Source organism: Paenibacillus sp. FSL R5-0407 (genome assembly GCF_038009185.1).
Lineage (GTDB): Bacteria > Bacillota > Bacilli > Paenibacillales > Paenibacillaceae > Fontibacillus > Fontibacillus vini.
Genome location: NZ_JBBPAX010000001.1, coordinates 3308078 through 3332343, shown reverse-complemented (window position 1 = coordinate 3332343; position 24266 = coordinate 3308078). Strand labels below are relative to the sequence as shown.

The 24266-nt window shown below is 50.6% G+C and carries 22 protein-coding genes; 9 read left to right on the top strand and 13 right to left on the bottom strand.

The annotated features are described in order from the left end of the window. Positions 1–129: 129 nt before the first annotated feature. Complete coding sequence (locus NYE70_RS15910; protein ID WP_341046841.1) at positions 130–1044, bottom strand: GNAT family N-acetyltransferase; 915 nt, start codon at positions 1042–1044, stop codon at positions 130–132. A 163-nt stretch (positions 1045–1207) separates the two neighbouring features. Here NYE70_RS15910 and NYE70_RS15905 point away from each other — a divergent pair, with 163 nt between their 5' ends. Beyond that, positions 1208–2194: a Gfo/Idh/MocA family protein gene (locus tag NYE70_RS15905; protein WP_213653633.1), complete on the top strand. Its 987-nt coding sequence runs from the start codon at positions 1208–1210 to the stop codon at positions 2192–2194. Between the two features lie 76 nt (positions 2195–2270). Here NYE70_RS15905 and NYE70_RS15900 read toward each other — a convergent pair whose 3' ends face one another. The 7 genes from NYE70_RS15900 to NYE70_RS15870 all read right to left on the bottom strand — a co-directional run bounded on the left by NYE70_RS15900 (position 2271) and on the right by NYE70_RS15870 (position 10088). Continuing rightward, positions 2271–3686 (bottom strand): copper amine oxidase N-terminal domain-containing protein, encoded by a 1416-nt coding sequence (locus NYE70_RS15900; protein ID WP_341046839.1) that lies wholly within the window; start codon positions 3684–3686, stop codon positions 2271–2273. A 45-nt stretch (positions 3687–3731) separates the two neighbouring features. Further along, entirely contained in the window at positions 3732–5117 is a 1386-nt protein-coding gene (locus NYE70_RS15895; protein WP_213653635.1) for an MBOAT family O-acyltransferase, read from the bottom strand. Between the two features lie 209 nt (positions 5118–5326). Continuing rightward, entirely contained in the window at positions 5327–6733 is a 1407-nt protein-coding gene (locus NYE70_RS15890) for an ABC transporter substrate-binding protein (protein ID WP_341046837.1), read from the bottom strand. Positions 6734–7010: 277 nt separating this feature from the next. Beyond that, complete coding sequence (locus tag NYE70_RS15885) at positions 7011–7838, bottom strand: carbohydrate ABC transporter permease (RefSeq protein WP_341046835.1); 828 nt, start codon at positions 7836–7838, stop codon at positions 7011–7013. Continuing rightward, a complete protein-coding gene (locus NYE70_RS15880; RefSeq protein WP_445323798.1) occupies positions 7835–8794 on the bottom strand; it encodes a carbohydrate ABC transporter permease in 960 nt (319 codons plus the stop codon). Before NYE70_RS15880 ends, NYE70_RS15885 begins: the two co-directional genes overlap by 4 nt. A gap of 233 nt (positions 8795–9027) precedes the next feature. Beyond that, a complete protein-coding gene (locus NYE70_RS15875; protein ID WP_211022741.1) occupies positions 9028–9711 on the bottom strand; it encodes a CidB/LrgB family autolysis modulator in 684 nt (227 codons plus the stop codon). Continuing rightward, positions 9708–10088: a CidA/LrgA family protein gene (locus NYE70_RS15870; protein ID WP_211022740.1), complete on the bottom strand. Its 381-nt coding sequence runs from the start codon at positions 10086–10088 to the stop codon at positions 9708–9710. The genes NYE70_RS15875 and NYE70_RS15870 overlap by 4 nt, the downstream gene beginning before the upstream one ends. Before the next feature lie 144 nt (positions 10089–10232). Here NYE70_RS15870 and cidR point away from each other — a divergent pair, with 144 nt between their 5' ends. The 6 genes from cidR to NYE70_RS15840 all read left to right on the top strand — a co-directional run bounded on the left by cidR (position 10233) and on the right by NYE70_RS15840 (position 18003). After that, positions 10233–11141: a cidABC operon transcriptional activator CidR gene (cidR, locus tag NYE70_RS15865; RefSeq protein ID WP_213653639.1), complete on the top strand. Its 909-nt coding sequence runs from the start codon at positions 10233–10235 to the stop codon at positions 11139–11141. A 131-nt stretch (positions 11142–11272) separates the two neighbouring features. Beyond that, a complete protein-coding gene (locus tag NYE70_RS15860) occupies positions 11273–12670 on the top strand; it encodes an amino acid permease (RefSeq protein ID WP_213653640.1) in 1398 nt (465 codons plus the stop codon). A 267-nt stretch (positions 12671–12937) separates the two neighbouring features. Further along, entirely contained in the window at positions 12938–13699 is a 762-nt protein-coding gene (gene pdaA, locus NYE70_RS15855) for a delta-lactam-biosynthetic de-N-acetylase (protein ID WP_247681856.1), read from the top strand. A 190-nt stretch (positions 13700–13889) separates the two neighbouring features. After that, positions 13890–14351, top strand: a complete 462-nt coding sequence (locus tag NYE70_RS15850; protein ID WP_244861380.1) for a MarR family winged helix-turn-helix transcriptional regulator — start codon at positions 13890–13892, stop codon at positions 14349–14351. 23 nt (positions 14352–14374) lie between these two features. Further along, complete coding sequence (locus NYE70_RS15845; RefSeq protein WP_213653642.1) at positions 14375–16102, top strand: ABC transporter ATP-binding protein; 1728 nt, start codon at positions 14375–14377, stop codon at positions 16100–16102. Beyond that, on the top strand, positions 16099–18003 hold the full coding sequence (locus NYE70_RS15840) for an ABC transporter ATP-binding protein (RefSeq protein ID WP_341046831.1): 1905 nt from the start codon (positions 16099–16101) through the stop codon (positions 18001–18003). The genes NYE70_RS15845 and NYE70_RS15840 overlap by 4 nt, the downstream gene beginning before the upstream one ends. Positions 18004–18181: 178 nt before the next feature. On the opposite strand, the gene NYE70_RS15835 is transcribed toward NYE70_RS15840, so the two are convergent. Further along, the gene (locus NYE70_RS15835) at positions 18182–18778 is read right to left on the bottom strand and encodes a Crp/Fnr family transcriptional regulator (protein ID WP_247681842.1); all 597 of its coding nucleotides are present in this window, start codon (positions 18776–18778) and stop codon (positions 18182–18184) included. A gap of 304 nt (positions 18779–19082) precedes the next feature. On the opposite strand from NYE70_RS15835, the gene NYE70_RS15830 reads away from it, so the two are divergent. Both NYE70_RS15830 and NYE70_RS15825 read left to right on the top strand, forming a co-directional pair. Further along, positions 19083–19535 carry a V4R domain-containing protein gene (locus tag NYE70_RS15830; RefSeq protein ID WP_211022733.1) on the top strand — a complete coding sequence of 151 codons (453 nt, stop codon included), beginning with the start codon at positions 19083–19085 and terminating at the stop codon, positions 19533–19535. Positions 19536–19671: 136 nt separating this feature from the next. Beyond that, on the top strand, positions 19672–21162 hold the full coding sequence (locus tag NYE70_RS15825; protein WP_341046829.1) for a methyl-accepting chemotaxis protein: 1491 nt from the start codon (positions 19672–19674) through the stop codon (positions 21160–21162). A 371-nt stretch (positions 21163–21533) separates the two neighbouring features. On the opposite strand, the gene NYE70_RS15820 is transcribed toward NYE70_RS15825, so the two are convergent. From NYE70_RS15820 to NYE70_RS15805, 4 genes are read right to left on the bottom strand one after another with little or no spacing between them, the layout of a single operon-like run. Next, the gene (locus NYE70_RS15820) at positions 21534–21881 is read right to left on the bottom strand and encodes an EamA family transporter (protein WP_211022731.1); all 348 of its coding nucleotides are present in this window, start codon (positions 21879–21881) and stop codon (positions 21534–21536) included. Next, positions 21865–22212, bottom strand: coding sequence for a DUF2304 domain-containing protein (locus NYE70_RS15815; protein WP_211022730.1), 348 nt, complete (start codon positions 22210–22212; stop codon positions 21865–21867). The genes NYE70_RS15820 and NYE70_RS15815 overlap by 17 nt, the downstream gene beginning before the upstream one ends. Next, entirely contained in the window at positions 22209–22916 is a 708-nt protein-coding gene (locus tag NYE70_RS15810; RefSeq protein ID WP_290405459.1) for a glycosyltransferase family 2 protein, read from the bottom strand. The genes NYE70_RS15815 and NYE70_RS15810 overlap by 4 nt, the downstream gene beginning before the upstream one ends. Continuing rightward, complete coding sequence (locus tag NYE70_RS15805) at positions 22913–24199, bottom strand: ArnT family glycosyltransferase (RefSeq protein ID WP_341046826.1); 1287 nt, start codon at positions 24197–24199, stop codon at positions 22913–22915. The genes NYE70_RS15810 and NYE70_RS15805 overlap by 4 nt, the downstream gene beginning before the upstream one ends. Positions 24200–24266 lie beyond the last annotated feature (67 nt).

Sequence of the window (24266 nt, the reverse complement as noted above, 5' to 3'; positions counted from 1 at the left end):
AACTTTACAGTTCGTGTTAGATAATTGAAGCATCGAAACAAGCTTAATGCATAAAAAAGCCAGGCGGCTCAAGGATTGATCCGCTTGGCGATAGAATTCAGGGATAGAGGAAATAGAGCAATTTTTAGGTTACAGTTTTTTCTCGTAAAAAGCCATTTGAAACAATGCCTTCATTCCTACGGCTTCGTACAATCTGTTAGCGCCAGTCAGGCTAACGTCATCGACACTGAGCAGGACTTGCTCTATCCCGCGGTTATATGCAGCGTGAAATACGTGTTCCAGCAGAGCGCGGGCGATGCCTTGTTTGCGCCATGGCCGCCTTACGCCGAGGAGATCGACATAAAGGTGATCCCCGAAGTTTTTACTGATAATGAATCCGGCTAATTGATTATCGGCATGGGCTATGAACCAAAAGTTACGGTCATAATGAGCTCCGCCTTTCTCTTTTAACCACTGGGACTTGTCTATTTCATAATAGGTTCTAGTGTCCTGAAACGTCTCGCAGTAAGCGGACCAAAGGAGATCCTCATCGGCCGCGGGATTATAAAGATCGATAGATATGCCGTTACCCGGAGTTGAAAGAGCAGGAGGAGTCTGCAACTCTATACCCATCCGGCTATACTTCCGTTGAAAGACATAACCGCGGTTTTCCAGCAACTGCCGGGCCGCTTCGCTGAGTGCAGGGATGACGTTGGAGAGGGTGCAGGCAGTTTCGGTAGAATCCAGTGCATATTCGCGGGCTCTGTTTTCAATGGCTTCAAGGAGAAGAGAACCCAGTCCCTGACTTTTCCACTTGGGATGGACATAGCCGTAAGAAGACAAACGACCCTTTTCATTTTCTTCAAGAAAAGCGAAAGCCGTTACCTCGCCGTTCATCCGGATCATCCATGAATTGGTGGCCAGCGGAATGTCGCTGCAAATGTCCAGCAAGTCTTCAAGCACGAAATCAGGCTGTCCGTATTCGTCAATATCGCAGGCGATAACAAGCTCCGTAATTTCCTCCGCAAAAGCCAAGTCGACCGGTTCAAGCGTAATATTTTGCATATGAGCACCCCTAATTTCCCAACAAATTTGATTATATTATTCCACAGGGTTCCATTTTCTGCCACTAGTTTTTGTGTATCCGAAACTTTGCTCCCCTTGTGATTCGCCTAAATAACCGCTACGCTTAAGAAATAAGACAAAACGAATTCAGGAGGCAGACAACATGGATTTGAATATCGGAATTGTAGGTACGGGCTGGTTCAGCAAAGTGCATGGCGATATTTTGGCCGGGATGGATGGAGTTCGGGTTGCGGCAGTTAGCGGAACAAGCTTGCCCAAGGCAGAATCCCTGGCGGCGCGATATTCCGGAGCTCGCGGCTATGCCAGTTTGACCGAGATGCTGGATGGAGGGAAACTGGATGCCGTATACCTCTGTATTCCGCCGATGTCCCATGGCGACATTGAAGCCGAACTGATCGAGCGGGGAATTCCGTTTTTGGTAGAAAAGCCGCTCGGCGCCGAGCTTGATACCCCGCTTAGCATTCTGAATAGCCTGGAGAAGAAGCCGGTCATTCATTCCGTAGGCTACCACTTCCGTTACAAAGCCTCCATTCAGAAGATGAAGGATGCTTTGGATGGCCGGACGATCGGGATGGCTCTCGGCACCTGGATGGGAGATATGCCGCAGGTTTCCTGGTGGAGAAGGCAAGATGGCTCCGGCGGCCAGTTTATCGAACAGACGACGCATATCGTCGATCTGCTGCGCTATACGGCCGGCGAAGTGGAAGAAGTTTATGCGACCTATGGCAACCGCGTAGTTCATAATCAATTTGAAAATGTAAATGTTGCGGATGTGGGCACGGTCACCCTCAAACTGCATAGCGGGGCTATTGCGAATATTTCAAATACCTGCGTTTTGCCGGGCGGTGTGGGTGAAGTTGGCCTGAAGCTGTATACCGACGAAGGAATTCTGGACTGGAACCCGGATCGTTTGGAAGTAACCCGAGCGGGAGAGAAGAGCTCTTATGTAATAGATGATAATCCTTATGTAAAAGAAAGCGAAGCCTTTATCCATGCGTTGCGAACCGGAGATACGTCCGGGATTCTTTCCGGCTACGCCGATGCCGTGAAGACACAGCGGGTAACATGCGCTGCGCTGGAATCGGCCGCAACCGGCAAGCCGGTGACAATCGCGGGCGCCCCCGAGTAATTAGATTGATTCGCCAGGCTCGGCCGTCATAATCAAAAAGCTCTCTTCCCTGCATCGCGGGAAGAGAGCTTTTTTCTTAAAATGTTATATCATAATTCACGAAATGAGGATCCCCATTAACTTCGGTGGTCGTAATTTCTCCGCCTAAAAGTTGGGTCAACTGTACAACAGGTCCAACCAGCCGGCCCTTGACGATGACGGGCTGCGAATCCAGATTCACAGCTTCCCCGTTCACATTCGCCAGCGGATCATTGACGCTAAGCACGAGCTCTTTATCGCCGAGAGTCAGGGTTGCTTTCTTGGCGGCGGTATCATAAATGAATTCCGCTCCGATGCCTTCCGCGAAATCTTTCAGCGGAACGCGGACCTGATCCTTAGACGTAGTCGGGATTTGCTGGAAGGAAGCCGGCTGTCCGTCGACGGTCAAAGTAAGCGAGAAGAGGGGTCCGTTTTCATTGATGACCAGGCTCTGCACCTGTTGCTCAAGATCCTTGTTGAACTGATCCACGTTTTCGGCGGTGACCTTGTTCGTTCCCACAGCGATTTCTTCCGCAATGCGCTGATTCACTTCCGCCGAGTGATGCGACAAATCTTTGTATACACCGAGATCGTAGGTGATGGAGTCATCGCTTTGGAAGTCGTAAATACTCACATTGTCAAAGGCGCTGAATTGCTCGAACATATATTTTTTCATGGCTATTTGATTGGCGAAGCGTTCCGGATTCAGACTGTACCATACCTGCTGGCGGATGACGGAATACGGCGGGTAATAGAACGTAAACTCTACTTCCGGATGTTCCTTAACCAGTCTCAGAATATTGTCCTGAAACCGCTGTTTAACTACGTCCAGCGAAGGCTCGTTTACCGATGTTGTCTGCTCGGAGTTCCATGCCTCTTTCCATTTGGTCATGACGCGATCCGCGCCATATTTAGCATAGCCCCCCCAGTAATTGAGCTTTTCCAAATTGCGGTATTGGGGATACTTGTCCTTGGGCAGAAACAAGGCGCCGAAAGCATGCTTTACATTAGAGATATTGAAAATATATTTATAGTCGTTAAGCTTGTTATCGTCGTACAAGTAAAAGGGAAAAGACTGCTCATCCCGCACGGAATTTTCACGCAACGAGAAGTAATCAAGGCCCCAAAGTACTTTTTTAACTTGTCCGGTACCGAAAGCTACATCGGCGATCATGCTTTGCTCTTTGGCGGTTGAGCCCTCCGTCGACAGCTTAAGCACATTGCCGCCGAGTGTCTCGCCGACCTGGGATGGAATGAAATTCTCTGTCATGGAGCTGCCGATAATGACCATGTCGTATTTGTAATTTTTGGCCAGCCCCGGGTTCTGATAGCGTTGTTCCCCCGAGAAAAGAGGCTGATAAGACGCCTTCCGGTATTGCTGGAGAGGGTCGACGGCATATACGAACGTTCCGACGATCGCGCCGAACAGCACGATAAAGACGAGGAACGAAACAATAAAACGAAGGTTCTTCAAGAAGTGATCTCCCTTTCGCAGAATGATGAATATCCGGGATATTTTTTAGAATGTGAAATACAGGAATTCGCTGACTTGGTTAAAATACAAGACGGAGAACACGAACAGGAACGCGATGAACGCGGCGTGTCTCAGGTTAGGCCGGAATTTCTTGTTCATTTCCATCGAGTTACGGGCAAAGACGGCAACTACCAGTCCTACGAAAATCAGCAGAACTTGTCCCAGCAGACTCATCGACAGGTCTATGGACCCGATATCGAACATGCCGCGGAACACTTTGATAGCGTCATCCCATGTTTTGGCGCGGAAAAACACCCAACTGAAGTTGATGAACATAAACGTAATGAACCAGGCAACCCAATTCGGGAGCACGATTCCGGTTTTTTTCCACAAACGTTGGATGACCTGAGCGACACCGTGCATCAGACCCCAGATGATAAATGTCCAGCCCGCGCCATGCCAAATCCCGCCGATCACGAAGGTGGCGACCAGGTTGAAGTAGGTGCGGAAATGACCTTTGCGGTTGCCCCCCAACGGAATATAGATATAATCCCTGAGAAAACGGCTCAGTGTCATGTGCCAGCGACGCCAGAAGTCCTGGATGCTGAGGGCTTTGTATGGTGAGTTGAAGTTAATCGGCAGCTTGATGTTGAAGAGCAGGGCGATCCCTATCGCCATGTCGGAATAACCGCTGAAATCAAAGTACAGCTGCAATGTATAGGCCAGCGACGTAGTCCAGGCTTCCACGAACCCTAAATGGGCGGATACGTCAAAGCCTTGCGTTGCGATCGGAGCTAAAGTGTCGGCAATGACGACTTTCTTGAACAGACCGATGCAGAATACGAACAATCCTCTTGCAACATTGCCCGGAATAATTACTTTGCTGCGGGCCCGGTCGAATTGCGGCATCATTTCTTTATGATGAAGGATCGGACCTGCGATTAAATGAGGATAGAAGGTTACGAAGAGCACGTAATTTACGATGCTGTACTCCTTGGCCGAACCCCGGTAGGCGTCAACCAGATAGGCGATTTGCGTAAAGGTAAAGAAACTGATTCCGAGCGGCAGAGCCAATTGCAACAGTTGAAGTTGCGCGGAGAACAGCGAATTTACGTTGGTTATCAGGAAATCGGCATACTTATAATAGCCGAGCAGCAGAACATCCCCGGTAATCGCGAGCGTAAGCAGCAGCTTTCGGACGGACCTGGATTTATCAGCATGGCTGATGGCGCGGCCCATAATGTAGTTGAAGGCGATCGAAGCGAGAATCAGCGGTAGGGACTTAATGCTCCACCAGGAATAGAAAAACAGGGAAGCGAGGGCCAACCACAGTTTTCCGATAATCGGGGGGCAAAAGCGATTTAGTAAAAAATAGACGACAAATGAGACGGGCCAGAAGGCAAAAATGAATTCGTAAGAGTTAAACAGCAAGTCCTGTGTACACCTCTTTGCTAGATTAAGAATAGTATTCAAATAATATGATCATACCCCAGACGGCAATAATCGACAATGCAAAAAATACGAATGCGCCCCCGTGGCTGAATCGAAAAAGAGGCCGTTCTTCCGGGTGGAAGGCAGCCTCTTTATTCCAAATTCGAGCCGACAAAATATTAACGTTGCTACTCACATGAAAGTTACTGTTACTTGACGGTTTTATTATAGTTTTCTATTTTGCTACTAATCTCTTTAGAGGCATCGTCCAGGGCTTGCTTCGTCGTCTTGGAGCCTCCGAGCGCTTCCTCGATGGCGCTTTCCACGATTTGCCGGGCTTCAGGGAACACGCCCATTACAGCGCCTTGCGTTGCCTGGCTTGGTTTGCTGGCATGAAGCTGGTCGATCGCCGTTTGGAACTGCGGATATTTGGCCAGATTATCCTGCACGATTTGTTCGTCATAGGCCTTCTTCGTGATTGGGAAATAACCGGTAGAAATATGCCATTTCGCTTGGGTATCCGGCTGAGCCAGGAATTTGATGAATTCCCAGGCGGCTTGCTGCTCGGCTTCCGGCTTGTTGTTTAAGATCCACAAGCTCGCTCCACCGACTACTACGCCGCCGTCCTCCGTACCGTCGGGTTTCGGCAGGAATGCGGTGCCGACTTCGAATTTATCTCCTACGCCATCAACGATGCCGCGCAGGCTAGCCGTAGAATCCAGCGTCATACTGATTTGTCCGGCGAGGAACGCCTTTTTCGTATCATCCGTTTTACGTCCGAGATTGATGGCGGCTTTACTGTCGATGAGGCCTTTCCACCAATCCAGAGTCTTCGTGCCGGCTTCGCTGTTTACGAGTGAAGCATCAGCCGGAGCGGTCCGGCCGTTTCCGTTGTTCACGTACTCCGCTCCCTGATTTGCAAAGAATTGCTCCATAAACCAGCCGTAGATCGCGAAGGAAGCGGGGGCTCCCTTTTGTGCCAGCTTATCGGCAGCCTGTTTTACTTCCTCATATGTAGCTGGCGCCTTCTCCGGGTCGAGTCCGGCGGTTTTAAATAAGTCCTTATTATAGTAGAGAATCGGATTGGAGGTATTAAACGGCATGGAGTATTGTTTGCCATCAAACGTGTAATAGCCGGCGATGTTCTCCTCCAACTGGCTGACATCGTAACTCTCCTGGTCGATAAAGTTCTGGACCGGGGTGATGGCGCCGGAATCGATCATGAAGCGGGAGCCAATTTCGTATACCTGGATCAGGGACGGTCCGCTCTTGGAATCTAAAGAGGCTTTCATTTTATTCAAGCTCTCGTCGTAGGTGCCTTGATAAACGGCTTCGACTTCTACGGTGCTTTGCGAGGCGTTGAAGTCCGTCACTAACTGATCCGCCGCTTTGCCCAGCTCTCCGCCCATGGAATGCCACCAGACCACTTTAGTCTTGGATGCGGAGGTCTCTTCTTTGTTCCCGTTTGAGTTTGCGTTGGCAGCTTGTTTGTTGTTGCTTGCCGCTCCGGCATTGGACGCGGTGTTCGTATTGGCCCCTCCGCAGGCCGTCGCCAGCATGGACAGCAGCAATACGGTAATCAGCAATAAGGAACTTTTCAGCTTCGGTTGTCTCATTTCGGATGGTTCTCTCCTTTTTATATAAGATGAACTATTAAAGTGGATGGGGGGCAAGTACGTAAAATGTTCCTATGATCGCTGTTGGTTCCAGATTTCTTGATCTTATAGAATCTGAATCGGTAGAAATCCGGAACCAAAGGCGACCGCTCCACTTCTTCGGAATCATTTTACTCCCTTGCCTGCATCCCCTTCTTTTAAATCATCTTATAAATATAAGATTTTGTATTTAAAACCGTCCCGAAGGACGGGGATCTTTACGGATAACGGCGAGCGGCTACCCCTTTACCGCCCCCGCGGTTAAGCCGCGGACAAGCTGTTTAAGACCGAGAACGATCAGCAGCAGAGACGGGAGCAGGACGAGCGCCACACCGGACAATACGATGTTCCAGGCGGTGAATTCCTCGAATTGCAGCATGCTGACCCCGATTTGAACGGTGCGCATTTCGGCGGTATTGGTGATGAGCAATGGCCAAAGGTACATATTCCAGGTGTTCAGGAAGACATATACAGCCAAGGTGGCAAGTCCCGGGCGGGAGAGCGGCAGGACGATGTTGGCAAAATACCGCAAATGCCCGCATCCATCCATTTTCGCGGCTTCGAACAGTTCCTTGGGCAGCTGCAGATAGAATTGGCGGAGCAGGAAAACCCCGAATGCCGAAGCCAGAAAAGGAAAGACCAGCCCCGGGTAGGTGTCGAGCCAATTCCATGATTTGATCAATAGGAAGTTGGGAATCATCGTAACCTCCCACGGAATCATCATGGTCGATAGAAAGACGGCGAACCAAATCGCTTTTCCGCGAAAGGAAATAAACGCGAAGGCATACGCGGCCAAGCTGGCAGTAATCAGTTGCCCGATCATCACCAGGCCGGAGACGAGAAAGCTGTTAAGAATAAAACGCCCTACTGGAATGAGGTCGATCACTGCCTCGAGGCTGCCCAGATATAGACTTGAAGGCAGCAGCTTGGGCGGGAATTGATTGGTCTCCTCCGGGGTCATAAAGACGGACAGAAACGTATAGAGCAGAGGATATAGAATGAACAGCGCCATCAGGCACAACAAGAGATATACCGCGCTTTTCCGAAGCGGGAGGGGGAGCGTCATTGATAATGCACCTTCTTTTCCACAAGAGTGAATTGAATCAGCGTCAGAATCATGATGAGCACAAAGAGTACGATGGCCATGGCGCTTCCGGTGCCGAATTGATAGTTGACGAAAGCTTCTTTATAGATGGAATATACAAGAACCTCTGTAGAGCCGGCGGGGCCGCCCTTGGTTAAAATATGCATCTGTCCAAATGCTTGAAAAGCTCCGATAAGCGAAACGACCGTCAAAAAGAAAACGACCGGTGATAGAAGCGGCAGAATAATCCGTACGAAAGTCCGGACCGGGCCGGCTCCGTCGACCTTTGCGCTGTCGTACATGTCTTCGGGGATGCCCTGTAGCCCGCTGAGCAGCACGATGAAGTTGAAGCCTGAGTTCATCCATATCGTCATGACGGAAATGGACAGCAGCGCCCACTTCGGATCGGTTAGCCATTGCACGGCCGGAAACCCGGCCAGATCGAGAAAGAAATTGAACATCCCGAGGGTAGGATGAAACAGCATCATCCATATGACGGCGGAAGTGCTCACCGAGAGCGCCAGTGGCAGCGAGAATATAAACTGGAAAATCCGCATCCCTTTGAGCCGGGAATGGGCGAGCGCGGACATGATCAAACCGAGCAGAAGTCCTCCGGGCACGGTGATGAGCGCAAATTTTCCGGTTACGGCGAGACTGCCCCAAAATGAGGAGGAGGTCAGCAACTGCCGGAAGTTATCGAACCCGACATAAGCGGCGATATGGCCGCGGGGGTCGGTCAGGAAGAGACTGAGGTATAGGGAGCGCATCAACGGGTAGAGCAGAAATAATCCAAAAAGCAAAATGGATGGCGCCAGAAAGAGGTAAGCCAAAGCGGGTTCCTTTAGGCGGGACAGGCTCCGTTTTTTTGCGCGAACCGCTTTATAAGAAGATGCCGAAGTTACGGCCGGAGCGGTTGCATTTTGGGCGGAAGAATTCACAGGGATGCTCTCCTTTCAATTACGTTGGTAGAGGTAGATATCTCTATTAGTTTAGGAAAGGGGGATTATCCCGGCATCAACGCGGGGTAAAGTTACCGTTAAATATGAATGGAATTGTATAACCCTAAATATCGCTATGGCGAAAAAAAACGACCCCGCCAATGGCAGGGTCCAAGAGAGAAATCAATATATGAAAATTAGGAGGAAACAATAGTTAAAGTACTTACTTCGAATTAACGAATAAGCACTGAGATCAGCATCGGCGCCACGCCCAGCGTGAACAGGGCGGCCAGAATCATCGAGATGCTGGAGATCGTTCCGGTCAGGGAGCTCAGCTCAAACGCCTTGGAGGTGCCGGTGCCGTGAGCGCTCGTACCGAACAAGACGCCGCGGGCAACCTCGCCTTCGATGCGGAACAGCTTCATGACCATCGGTCCGAGCATGGCACCCAGAAGGCCGGTCAAAATAACAAAGACTGCGGTGATGTTCGGAACCCCGCCGATCACCTGCGATACGCTCATGGCGATCGGGGTCGTAACGGAACGGGGGATCAAGCTGCTGACGAGCTGGGCATCCAGATGCATCCACTCCGCCAGGATTGCGGAGGAGATCATTGCTACCACCGAGCCGGTGAGGACACTGACCAGAATTTCCACCGCATGCTTTTTCAGCACGTTATAGTATTTGTAAAGAGGCACCGCAAAAGCAATGGTGGCCGGCTGCAGCAGAGCGCTGAGCCATTTTCCTCCGCTATGATAAGTTTCGTAAGGAACAGAGATCCAGATTAATCCGATGACCAGCACAAGCGGAGTGATAAGCAGCGGCGACAAATATACCCGCGGCCGGATGCGGTACAATTGTTTCGACAATCCATAAACAACGAGCGTAACGATCAGACAGATCAAGCCTGGAATCATGATAGCTTGCGCTCCTTTCTTTTGGCGATTTGAGAGGCGACCAGGCCGGAACTGACCATAACGATTACCGTACTGGAGATGACTACAATAAGTATCCGTACACCGTCGTGCTCCAGTAACGGAATATATTTCATGACACCTACCGCGGCAGGGATAAAGAATAGCAGCAGCTCGGCAAGCAGCCAATTCGCCCCCTGCTCGATCCATGTCAATTTGATGATGTTCGTTTTTAGTAATGTGAAAAGGACGATAATGCCCAGAATGGATCCCGGTATCGGCAGATGAAGCCACTGCGCCAGGAAATTCATTGCTATCGAGATCAGGATCAGAATAGCTACCTGCATCACGATTTTTCCGATCGTTTTAACCATTCCCATAGGTCGTGGGCTCCTTTCTGCAAAGTTAGATTTGATATTGAAAATATTACATCAATTGCTTTCATGGGTAAAATGAATATACTGAATGAATAGCATTCCATTTGTCTATGGTAAAACAGTCAATGTAGAAGGGACACGCGAAAGATGGATATCCGGCAGATGCAGTATCTGATCGAGGTTGCGCGCCTGAAGAGCTTTACGAAAGCAGCCAGCGCACTTTTTGTTACTCAGCCGACGATCAGCAAAACGATAAAGGGGATGGAAGAAGAACTTGGGGTTGTCCTGTTCGACAGGGTCGGTAAAAGAGTAGAACTGACCGATGCCGGGCAGCTAATCGTCACGCAGGCACAACAGATCGTCACCTCTTTTCAAAATTTGACGGCGGAACTGGATGACTTGAGAAACCTGAAAAGAGGACATATCCGGATCGGACTGCCCCCTATGGTGGGCTCGAGTTTCTTCCCGCGGGTCATTGGCCAATTTCATCAGCGCTATCCTGAGATTACGATCCAACTGTTTGAGGATGGGGCGAAGAAGGTGGAGTCCGACGTTGCGGACGGGCTGCTGGAGGTCGGGGTGGCGGTGCTGCCAACAGTCCAGGAGGGGCTGTGCAGTTTTCCGTTTGTCGAGGAAAAGCTGAATTTGGTGGTGCATCCTTCACATCCGCTGGCCGACCGGGAACAGGTAGAATTGGCGGAGCTGGCGGGTGACGGGTTTGTTCTTTTCCGGCAGGATTTTACGCTGCACGACCGGATTATCGCGGAATGCGCCAAGGCGGGGTTTCAACCGCATGTTATATATGAAAGCTCCCAGTGGGATCTGATCAGTGAGATGGTGGGCGTCGGCCTTGGAATCACCCTGCTGCCGGAGACGATTTGCCGTGAAATCGGTAAGGAGCGGGTTCGGATTCTGTCCCTTGTGAACCCGGTTATTCCTTGGAAATTGGGCATTATATGGCGAGAAGACCGATATTTATCGTTTGCTACCCGGGAATGGATCCGATTTGCGCAAGAGGTGCTGACTTCTCCTGGGGATAACGAATATTCTCTTTAATGTATAAAAAACCACGAAATGTTCACTTTTTGGGTAAATTAACCATGTAGAGCTGCCTAGTCATGTAAGTTCGGTTTTATTATAATTACGGAATGTGTTTAAATACTTCAATATTAGGGGACAGAGCCTAGATGAGTTTTTTTAGAAGAAAATCGATTACATCCATGCTTCAAGAAAAAGCGGCCTCCAGTGCTGGAGGATTGAAGAAGGAGCTTGGCGTATTTGATCTGACCATGCTCGGTGTGGGCTGTGTAGTCGGCACCGGGATTTTTGTGTTGACCGGAGTGGCTGCTGCCAAGCACGCCGGGCCAGGCCTTATCTTATCCTTTTTGCTGGCGGGAATCGTCTGTGCGTTCTGCGCGCTGTGCTATGCGGAATTTGCCTCTATGGTTCCCGTATCGGGAAGCGCCTACACGTACAGCTACGCAACCTTCGGCGAAATCATCGCCTGGATTCTTGGCTGGGACTTGATCCTGGAGTACGGCTTCGCCGCCTCTATGGTAGCGAGCGGCTGGTCGGGCTATTTTCAAGGACTGTTATCGGGATTTGGACTGGAAATCCCCAAAGCGATCAGCAGCGCTTTTAATCCGGCAGGGGGAACCTACTTTGATTTGCCTGCGGTTCTGATCGTGCTTTTGCTTACTTTTGTCGTGTCACGCGGGGCCAAGGAATCCACCCGGCTTAACTCTATTATGGTAATTATTAAAGTAGCGGTCATTATTCTGTTCATTTCCGTCGGTGCGTTCTATGTGAAGCCGTCCAACTGGACACCGTTCATGCCGTACGGCTTCAGCGGCGTGGTCACCGGCGCAGCCACGGCATTCCTGTCTTACATCGGCTTCGATGTCGTCGCTACAGCGGCCGAAGAAGTCAAAAATCCGCAAAAGGACCTGCCCAAAGGGATCATCTGGTCCTTGGTCGTCTGCTCCTTGCTCTATATTCTGGTCACCGCGGTATTGACCGGCATGGTGCCGTACACGCTGCTGGATGTAAAAAACCCGGTTGCTTTTGCACTCCAATTCATCCATCAGGATTGGGTCGCCGGCTTTATTTCACTCGGCGCGATCGTCGGGATCACCACGGTGCTGTTCGTGCTTCTGTTCGGACAAACCCGTCTTTTTTACGCAATCGGCCGCGACGGCCTGCTCCCGGAGAAGCTGTCCCGGCTGCATCCGAAAACGGGGGCGCCTGCGGTCAGTACTTGGGTGACCGGCATTGTAGTTGCCATCTTCGCCGGGGTCATTCCGCTGAACAAGCTGGCGGATCTGGTGAGTATCGGAACCTTGTTCGCCTTTATTGCCGTTTCCCTCGGGATCGTGATCCTGCGGAAAACCCGCCCCGATTTGCAACGGTCCTTTAAAGTGCCGCTCGTTCCGCTGATTCCGATCATTGCGGTGCTCACCTGCGGGTACCTGCTGATCAGCCTGCCGGGGATCACCTGGATCGCTTTCCTGATCTGGATGGCGCTGGGGTTATGCGTTTACTTCATGTACGGCTATAAGCATAGCCATCTGGCCGAGAAGAAATAGAACTCAGCTACACCTTTGTGCTATGAATGAATCTATAAGGCATGCATATTTCCGGCAAAAAAGGCTGAAGTTAAGCAGAGCACTGGAGCAGAGCTTGCAAGCTGGAGCTCGAACTGCCAGGTTTCTGTAACACAACAATTCATGAAGAAGGAGAGAACTTTCCTTATGAAGGTTGCCTTGATTCCGGGGCTGCTTGCCTGTTTTCTTCTCAGCCCTGCAGCCGTAGGGAATGCTGCGGCTTCTGCTGCGGCTACAGCCAAGACGGAAATGGCCACTGCCGCTGTCTCTGCCGATGTGCCTTATCATTTCGGATTTAAAAGAAGTGTGGGCGGTCAGCTTCCTTCCATTAACGAGGAAGGTTTTAAGGAGATCGTAGATCGGCACGGCGCGATTTTTTTGGGGGATACGTCCCGCAAAGACCTGTTCCTAACCTTTGATAACGGGTATGAGAACGGGTACACTACGCCGATACTGGACACGTTAAAAACGAAGAAGGTGCCGGCAGTCTTTTTTATTACAGGCCATTATGTGAAGGACCAACCGGAGCTTGTGAAGCGTATGGCAGCGGAAGGGCATTTGGTCGGCAATCATTCTTGGAGCCATCCGGATATGACGACGATCCCGGACGGGAAGATCAAAGAAGAGCTGGACCGGGTGAAGCAGGCGTCTACGCAGCTAACCGGCACCGATAAAATGCGCTATTTGCGCCCGCCGCGCGGCATATTCAGCGAACGGGTACTGCGGGTGACGAAGGAGCTCGGGTACACGAACGTGTTTTGGTCGGTCGCCTACAAGGACTGGGATGTCAATGACCAAAAAGGGGCGTCCTACGCCTACCAGAAAGTCGTATCCCAGCTTCATCCCGGGGCCGTCATTCTGCTGCATTCCGTTTCCAAGGACAATGCTGCCGCCTTGGGATCGATCATCGACGAAGCCCGCCGCCAGGGTTATGAGTTCAGAAGCCTGGATGATCTCGGCAAAAAGCCGGAGTCAGAGGCTCAGCCGCAGCAACCTAAGGAAGCAAAATAAGAGACAGACCGTTCTGATTCGGGAGTAACCCGTTCGGAACGGTCTTTTTTAGTGGAAGTCATTTTTGGGTTTATTTAGCGCTAGGAGTGCTGCTTGACTTTGGAATTTTAGGCTCCTATAATTAGGCTTACGAATAAATAAGTTACCTAAATATTAAAGTATATAAATAAATGGAGGCGATGACTTGAATATGGGCGAGGATCCGATGGCCCAGCGTTTAATGGAGGTACTAAGCCGGTTCCGGAAAGCGGAGTGGCATAAGACTCCGAAGGAAGGCTTCACCCCGAGCGAGCTTAAAGTATTATTGCTTATCCAAAAAGGAAGTTTAAAGGAAAATCGGGGCGTGGCCATCTCAACCATCAGCAGCATGATGGGCGTGAGCCCTCCTACGGTAACCCCGCTAGTTCGCAGTTTGGAGACGCAGGGCCTGATTACCCGGTTTAATGATCAAGAAGACCGGAGGGTTGTTCGCGTCAAGCTCACGGAGAAGGGTGAGGAAATAAGGCGCGAGGTAAAGGCGGCATATGCCCGGTACTTCACGGAGCTAAACAGCTTCTTGGGCCCGGAACGGAGCAGCCAGCTTGCCGATCTGTTGGAACTGGTGTTTCAGTATTTGGATGAGAAACATAAACAAGACATCAATCATTCGTAAAAAGAGAAGTGGAGATGATAGGAATGACTAGGCTTTTCCGGCATTTGAAGCCATACGGCTGGCTGGTAGCGGCAGTATTGGTGCTGGTGTTTTTTCAAACGCTCTCCGAATTGTACCTGCCTACTTTGATGTCCGATATCGTGGATACCGGTGTCGTTAAGGGGGATACCCCGTATATTTGGAAGATAGGCCTGTTTATGCTGCTTGTAGCTCTGGGCGGGATGGCCTGTTCGATCGGGGCAAGTTATTTTTCGGCCAAGGCGGCGTCCGGGTTCGGTAAAACCTTGCGAGGCAAAGTGTTCGGCCACGTATCGAATTTCTCGCTTGAAGAGTTTGATAAGATCGGTACGGCCTCGCTGATTACCCGTACCACCAATGACATTACCCAGATCCAGCAGGTATTGATTATGATGCTGCGGATGATGATCATGGCGCCGATGATGTGTATCGGCGGTATTATTATGGCTGTGTCGAAGGATGCGACCTTGTCGCTCATCTTTATCGTCATTATGCCTGTGCTGGCAGCAGCGATTTTTCTGATCGCGAGAAAAGGGATTCCGCTGTTTAAAGCCATCCAGAAGAAAATCGACAAACTGAATCTGGTTATGCGCGAAGGGTTGACCGGGATTCGGGTCATTCGGTCGTTCAATCGGATCGACCATGAGAAGAAGCGTTTTGACGCGGCCAACTTCGACTTGACCGATACTTCGATCAAGGTAAATAAAGTGATGGCCTTTATGATGCCGATTATGATGCTGGTGCTGAACGTTTCTTCCGTGGCGATCATCTGGTACGGCGGTCTGCGGATTGATGCCGGTCATATGCAGGTCGGGGATCTGATGGCATTCCTGCAATACGCCATGCAGATTATGTTCTCCCTCATCATGGTATCGATGATGTTCGTGATGATTCCCCGGGCCTCGGCTTCGGCTGTGCGGATCAATGAGGTGTTGGAAATGGTTCCTGTTATTAAGGATACAGTGACCCCTACATCGACTTCCGGTCAAAAGGGATATGTGGAATTTCAAAATGTAACGTTCAGCTATCCCGGTGCGGAGCAACCGGCGATACAGGACATTTCCTTTAGCGCCAAGCCCGGTGAAGTGACCGCGATCATTGGCGGTACAGGTTCCGGCAAGTCGACGCTGATCAGTCTGATTCCTCGCTTCTATGATGTGGAAGAAGGCAAAGTGCTTGTGGACGGCGTTGACGTAAGGGATTTGCCGCAGGAAGAGCTGCGGGCCAAGATCGGCTTTGTGCCGCAAAAGGCAGTCCTGTTTACAGGAACGATTCAGGAAAATATCCGTTACGGCAAGGAGGATGCGACGGACGAGGAAGTCTGGCATGCCGCCGAAATCGCACAGGCTTCCGATTTCATCGCGGGAATGGAGCAAGGTTACGATTCCGTGATTGCACAGGGAGGAACGAACGTCTCCGGCGGGCAGAAGCAGCGCCTTTCCATCGCCAGAGCGCTCGTCCGGGGGGCGGAAGTTTATATCTTCGACGACAGCTTCTCCGCGCTCGATTTCAAGACCGACGCCAAGCTGCGCGCTGCGTTAAAAGAGGAAACACGCGAGTCGACCGTTATTATTGTGGCACAGCGGGTAAGCACCGTGTTGGATGCGGACCGCATTATCGTGATGAACGAAAGCCGGATTGCCGGGATCGGCACGCATCACGAACTGATGGAGACCTGTGACGTATACCGCGAGATCGTGTATTCGCAGCTTTCGGAGGAGGAGATCGCATGAGCCAGGAGCAATCAAGAAAAGGTCCCGGCCGGTCCGGAGTCAGACGCGGCGGACCCGGCGGACATGGGCCCGGCGGTCCGGGCATGATGATGCCGGCGGAGAAAGCCAAGGATTTCAAAAGTACGCTAAAACGTCTGATTCGCTATTTGCGTCCGCATAAATATCAACTGGGCGCTGTCCTGGTTATGGCTATTTTAAGTACTCTATTTAGTATTCTCAGCCCGAAAGTCATGGGTAAAGCAACGACGAAATTGTTTGAAGGAATTATCGGCAAAATGAAGGGCATTCCGGGGGCGGCGATCGATTTCCACTATGTGTGGCAGATCATTATGGTCCTGCTCGGCCTGTACTTGCTCAGCTCGATATTCAGCTATTTCCAGCAGTATCTGATGGCCGGCGTCGCGCAAAAGACCGTTTACGACCTGCGGCGTGATGTGAACGACAAGCTGTCCAGACTGCCGTTGAAATACTTTGATGCCCGGACGCACGGGGAAATTCTGAGCCGGGTGACCAACGACGTGGACAATATCAGCTCCACGCTTCAGCAAAGCTTGACCCAGCTAATCACGTCTATATTGACGATTATCGGAGTTCTGGTAATGATGCTGTCGATCAGCCCGCTGATGACGTTGATCGCCGTGCTGACTTTGCCGGTAAGCATTATCGCGATCACGTCGATCGCCAAGCGTTCCCAGAAGCAGTTTATTCGTCAGCAAAAAGAATTGGGAGAGCTGAACGGACATGTGGAAGAAATGTATACCGGCCACAAAATTATCAAAGTGTTCGGCCGGGAACAACGTTCCCAGGAACAATTTGACGACATTAACGGCCGCCTATACGATGCAGGGTGGAAGGCGCAGTTCATCTCCGGCGTGATCATGCCGATCATGAGCTTTATCGGCAATATCGGTTATGTGCTCGTCTCCGTAGTCGGGGGAATTCTGGTCACGAAGAAAAGTATCGAAATCGGGGATGTTCAGGCGTTTATCCAATACGCAAGACAGTTTACTATGCCGATTACCCAGACGGCGAATATCGCCAACATCATTCAATCCACGGTAGCTTCGGCGGAGCGCGTCTTCGAAATATTGGATGAAGAGGAAGAAGTGAAGGAAGCTTCACATCCTGTCGTTCTTGAGGAGCCTAAAGGCAATGTAGTCTTTGATCATGTGAAATTCGGGTACGACCCGGAACATACGCTGATTCAGGACATGAACATTCAAGTATCTCAAGGGCAGATGATCGCCATCGTCGGTCCGACCGGTGCAGGTAAGACGACGCTGATCAATCTCCTGATGCGTTTCTATGAAGTGAACGACGGGGCGATTACGATCGATGGCGTCAATATTACCGATATGAAACGCGGGGATCTCCGCAGCCTTTTCGGTATGGTACTGCAGGATACATGGCAGTTCAACGGAACGATCCGCGAGAATATCGCCTATGGTCGCGAAGGCGCCACGGAAGAAGAGATTATACAGGCTGCCAAAACGGCGCATGCCGATCACTTCATCCGGACGCTACCAGCCGGATATGATACGATTCTGAACGAGGAAGCATCGAATATCTCGCAGGGGCAAAAGCAGCTTCTGACTATTGCCCGCGCCATTCTTGCCGATCCGGCTATCCTGATCCTGGACGAGGCGACAAGCAGTGTCGATACCCGGACCGAGGTCTACATCCAAAAGGCGATGAACGAGCTGATGAAGGGCAGAACGAGCTTTGTTATTGCCCACCGGTTATCGACGATTCGGGATGCCGATCTTATCCTCGTGATGAACCACGGATCCGTAATCGAGCAAGGCACGCATGAGCAACTGCTGGGGCAAGGCGGATTCTACGCCGATCTGTACAACAGTCAGTTTTCGAAGGGCGGCGGCTTTGATCAGGAAGTAGGCTAAATCTTTATTCAAACCCAGCATTGGGAACGAGAAAACAAGCGGACAGACCATCTAACTCTTGCTCGTTGGATTATCTTGATGTGTACCTCCAAAAAAATAAGGGGCTGTTCCAAAAGTCATGAATGATCTGCTTTTGGGACGGCCTCTTTTTTTACTATAGAATCCGGGTTTGCTGCTCCTAAGCTTCCCCCGCCAGACTCCTCAGCTTGGCCTCATCCAAAATGCGTATCTTTCTTCCGCGGACCACCGCAATGCCGCCCTTTGACAGTTGGCCCAGCTTACGGCTGATGGTTTCCGGGGTAGCTCCGATCACCCCCGCAAGCTCCTTCTTGCTGACAGGCAGGTTGAATTCGTTGGAGAAAGGTACCGACTTGTTGCGGAAGTACAGCAGCATTTTAGCCAGCCTGCGGTCGGCTTCAAGCAGCGTAAGAACGGCGGCCCAACTGTCGGCCTCTTCAAGCTGCCCGCTGAGCGCGCTCATGAACCGGGCGGCCGTATCCGGGCTGCGGCGCAGCACCTCCAGGAAATCGGCGCGGTGAATGCGGCAGATGTCGGCCTCGTCTGCCGCATCGGCGCTGGCATAATGAGGTTTTTCCTGAAGCAGCGAAAATTGGCCGAAGAAGTCGCCTGGGAACAATAACCGGATAATGTGTTCTTTTCCGTTGTCTTCAAGCTTGGTCAATTTGATGACCCCCCGGCTGAGAACAAAGAGTGAATCCGAGCGGTCTCCTTCTTTAAAAATGTTCTCCCCTTTGCCATAATGGCCGGATCTCATCACAGAGTGAAGAAGCTCGAATTCCTCGGGACGAAGCTGACTGAATACCGAAACGCGGGAGAGGCAGGAGGGAAGTTGTCCTGCCCCGTTTGAGTGTAATAAACAAGCCATTTGTTATCACCTCGACAAATATCTTTATTTTTAAGTTACCAACAGGTGGAAGTCGCTCTCGTGATTTTAGTCACAAATAAAAGGGACAAAACTTGACTTAAATCAAGGCCAGTAATCGGAGAATAAGGCAAATTGGTAGTAGAGAAGCGGCTATGGAGATAAAAGGCTTTATACAGGACAGGAGGAGACAACGATGAAAGGATTTAATTTTGACGATTTAAAACAGGTGGATCGTACCCGGCTTGGCAAAGAGGTACCGCTGGAACTGTTCCGGGCGATCCGGCTGATCGGAATGCGTGAGGGATTGCCGCTGGAAGGTAAAGGGACGACGGCCTCCATCGGCCGGAAAATTGGTGAAAGCCTGCCGGTGTCCACGGAAGAGGAATTGTTGGATCTGTTTGCCGAGCTAAAGATCGGATTGCCCCGCGTAACTCATCGGGAGGAACGCTTGATCAAAATCGTAGTGGACGATTGTTTTTGCAAGGGACTTCCCGTTCTGGAGGAGAAGAAGGTGTGCGACCTGGAGGGAGCGATTATTGAGGGGGCGCTGGGACGGATTATGAACCGAAAAGTTAGCGTCCGTGAGACGAAATGTAATGTCTGCGGGGATGAGCATTGCGAATATGAGGTCCGTTGGTATGACTAAGTCGGGAACTTTTAAGTTGATTTTCTAATATCAGGATATTTTCCAACATTTTTCGATAATACTCTACATGATTCGACATGTCCTGCCGATATTCATTTTATTATCACACACATAATGCTGGCAGGAGGAAATGAGTATGGTGGAGCAGGATAATCAAACTCAGTTTATTTATCAGGATTTACGCAAGAGAAATCAAATGATCTGTTGGATGGTTACCTTTACGGTCGGATTAACGATAATTATGCTACTCGGATTACGTGCGGGGGGTACGGCGTTCGCGTCGATTATGATTCCTTGCGTCATATTGGTAGCGGTAGTATGGTTTGGGCATCTGACTAAAAAGTTTGAACGTTGGATTTCATTAATCTCGGTTCTGGGGATGTTTGCTATATCCGTGGTTCCCATTTTGCAAAACGGGGGCAGCGCAACGGGAGGGTTATCGGCCTTCTTCGTACTTAGTATCGGCTTGATGTACAACGTACCTATTGTCGTATGGTCCGCATTCGGCTCCGGTTTGGTACTTCTCCTTGTTACCTATTTTATGACTCCGTCAGACGTTCCTAATTCCGGCATAGAGTTTTCATTATATTTGTTCTACTATATCGTCTCGGCTGCGGTTTTGCTCGCCCAGTCGGGGTTAAGCAGAAAGATGCTGAATCATGTAGGCGAATTGAGCCAAAGCACAACGGAGATGCTCGCGAAAGAACTGGATCGTGAAAAGGTTACCGCTGAAGCCACGCGAACGATCTCCCAGAGCATTACAGAGATTCGGGTCAACAGCCAGGATAGCCAACAGGCATTCCGGGAAATGAACACCGCCTTTCAGGAAATGGCAACGGGATCGGCCGTTCAGACGGAAACCATTGGCGGAATATCCAATCTGATTTATTCCTCCAACCTGAAGATCGGTCATATGATGGATTCCATGACTCATTTGGTAGAGACCGTCATGGAGACAAAGAAGGCTTCCGCGGATGGTTCGGAAGTAATCACGCAGTTGACCACAACGATCGATCAGTTCCACGATAATATGAATGAAATGAAATCGGAAATCGGCGCATTGATCACCAACATTCATCAGATTGCCGAACTGACGTCTTCGATTCAGGAAATTGCCAGCCAGACAAGCCTTTTGTCGCTGAACGCCAGTATTGAAGCGGCTCGGGCAGGAGAGCAAGGGCGGGGATTCGAGGTCGTTGCCAACGAGATTCGCAAGCTGGCCGATCTTACGAATGAATCGGCAAAACAGATTACCGAAAATGTCGGACATGTTACCCGTCAAGCCGATGTGTCCCATATCCGGCTGGAGGAGAATGCGGCAAGCATGAAGCAGAGCCTGGAGCTTGTTGATCAGACGAAGCGGGCGTTTGATTCGATCGACAAAAGCGTTGGCGAGCTGACGGTCGGTGCGACTGAAATTTCGGAGGTAGCGGGTTCCGTGAAGAAAACGTCTGGAGAAATTGAACATTCCGTCAACGACTTTGTGGCGGTAATCGAGCAATCTTCGGCAACGCTGCAGGAATTGCTGGCTACCGTAGATACGCTGACCGCCCAGAATGAACCGATGGTCCGCAGAATCGAAGAGACGGATCAAGCCGTCAAACAGCTGGTCTCTATTGAGAGTTGATCATATCAAGTAAAAGAAACCGCCTGGACTATTATGTCCAGGCGGTTGTTTTGTAATCGAAGCAAGTGTGAGTACGTGCGGTATACGTAAATCGGCACAATAGTACTCAGCCTAGCTGATTAAAGAGGAAAACCTACAGTTAATTTAAAGAGAATACACTCTTATCGCAAAATAGATGGATAACCTGCATTTATTTCAACCGTATTGGTTGATTCAGCGTTTTTACTCCAAGTTTAACTGCAGGTTTTACAGCTAATTGTGCAGGAATCGTCTTTTGTTTAAAAATAACTGTAGGTTTTCCAGTTAGTTGTCCTGATCAGCGATTAATGTATGGTTCAACAGCAAAGTGGAGCCCTTTGCCCGATTGTTCCTCATGATTTAGCCAGCAAATACACCCCGAAAAGAATCACCGCGACTCCGGCCAGCTTGGTAGGCGTGATCGTTTCGTTGAACATGAAATAAGCGGGGATCATCGCCAGCACGTAAGCGAATGCTTGCATCGGGTAAGCAACGCTGAGCGGCATTCGCGTGAGGACCGCAAACCAGAGCAAAGTGGCGATACCGTACAGCGCAACGCCGCCGATGACGGCCGGTGAGGTAACAAGTTTACCCCAGTGCAGTCCGCCCGAACGCCCCAGCCCGATTTTAAATAACATCTGGCCTGTGACCAGTAATACTATGTTGCCTAATAATAGGAGATAACTAATCGTTTTGTCCATGGAGAGCCTCCCGTTCCTTCAGAATCGTCAATTCCTGGGTCAGCCGCAGCACTTGGGCCGTGAGCCTCGTAACGACGATCGTCAGGTGAAGAATGAATGCGAAGCAAAATAATAGTCCAAACAAAAACAGGATGGCAGGCGCATATTTAACTCCGAGCCTCGCTGCAATCCATTCGATGAAAGATACGTTAAACGAAACGATGAACAGAACCGCACTGAACAGAATCCACAGCAAAGAATACTGTTCCTTGAGCTTTTGCCGGCGGACCAATTCCAGCACCAGAAGCAGAAACAGGAAGGCCAGCACGACGGACAATACATAGATCATCATGGCTTGGACACCGCCGTTCTGTCGTATCGGATCGCACTCATCAATACGGCTAACGTTACTTTAATCATATAATAGACCGATTTCCACGGGGTAATCGAGGATTTGCCGGCTTGGCGGTCATGCATTTCCGTAGCTACCTCGGTAATCAGGCACCCTTTACGTTTCAAATAAACGATCGACTCCACTTCGGGATAGTCCATCGGGTAATAGTCGGCATACAACTCGATCACTTTGCGGCCCGCAGCCCGGAAGCCGCTGGTCGTATCGGTGAAGCGCTGGCCGGTTACCAGCGAGACCAGGCCCGAGAAGAACACCATGCCTATCCGGCGGAGACGGGAGGAGCGGTAGGAGGTCGTCTCCACGTATCTCGAACCGATGACCAGGTCATAGTCTTTTGCCTTAGCGATCAGCTTGGGGAGTTCCTCAGCGGGATGCTGCCCGTCGGCATCCATCTGCACCGCGATATCGTATCCCATGCGCTGGGCATACAGATATCCCGTCTGCATGCCTCCTCCGATCCCGACGTTGTAAGGAAGCGTCAGCACCTTGGCCCCGTCGGCTTCCGCAATCTGCTCCGTCCGGTCGGTCGACCCGTCATTGACGACGATAATGTCGGCCTCGGGCGCATGACGGCGAATGTCCCGGATGACGCCCGCAATGCTGCCTTCTTCATTATATGCAGGAATAATAATCAGCGTTTTCATAGGGATGACGACCTCCTTGCTTCAAGTCGGTCCGAACCGGAGTATCTGGACAGCAGACGCTCGATCAGATAAGAACCGAACAGGATCAACAGCGCCATGTTAGGGTAACCGTATCGGTTGAACGCGACAAACGGAAGGTAAATGACTGTGAAATAGGCGATCGCCAACCACAGGGGCAGCAGGCGGGAGAAAGAGCATTTAACCAGCGCCCAGACGATCCCTGCCATATTCACCAGCATCAGCGCAATTTGCAGGACGTTCATCACAGGGCGGGTGATCGGCCAGATCGGACGCGAATAAAAGGGATGGAAGTACAGCTCCACCCATCTCCCCAAAGTGAACCAATATAAGTATTTCAGCGGCTCATGTTTAAAACCGTAAGAGATGACGTCCAATCCTTTTTGAATCGCCGTGCTGTCCGAGCCCTTGAACAAGGTCTCCGGATCGTACTGCGGATGGGCCTCGAAGAATCCGGCCGGCGGCAGCTGCCCGTGTATCCGGGTTCCGAGCAGGAACGGGCTGCCTCCCGAGTTGGTAAACAGAATGAACTCGTGGAAAGTGAGCCAGTTGCGAATCCACCAAGGCGTCAGCAAAGCCGCATAGACGATAACGATCAGAAACATGTACTTAAGCGCGAGCCGCCAAGGGAGCTTGTCCCTCCACCAAAGCACCAGAAATACGGCGGGATATAGCGACGCATGCGGTTTGAAATAGGCGGCGGCAGCCGTTAGAACGCCGATCAGTATGTACAGGCTCGTCCGGTTACGTTCCAGCGCGAGAATAGTGACGCATACCAGAAGCAGCAGCAGCATCCGGAAGGTTGTTTCCGACAAGATGACGCCCGAAGAGAAATAATCGGGTAAATACAATGCACTAATGATGGAGGCGATCAGACCGACCCGTGTGTTGAAAAGGCGTCTGCCGATCCAGAAGATCAGATAAACGGATAAGGCCTGTTCTAGGCATTGAAAAATCCGGAAAGCGATGACGCCCCCTTGGTCTTGACCGAATATCGCCATGAAGCCGGCTAACATAAACGGCATCCCCGGCATAATGAAGGCGGACGGCCTTTCCTTGGTGTTATACGCCAGCACTCCTTCATTCAGCAGCAGCCGCGAGCTTTGAATGTACTTTACATCGTCATTGTTCGGATTCACCGGATCTCCCAGCAGAAAATAATCGTTGTACGCGAGGACGATGATGCAGGACAGAATGCCCGTAAAGGCGATCAATCCGATCAAGAGAACCCTGGCCCTGCGGCTCATTCCTGTTGGTGAGAACAAATTTCTTCAACTCCTTTACTTCATGAATGTTTTCATTTTCCTTTCAGACCCATTATATCAGTTTATA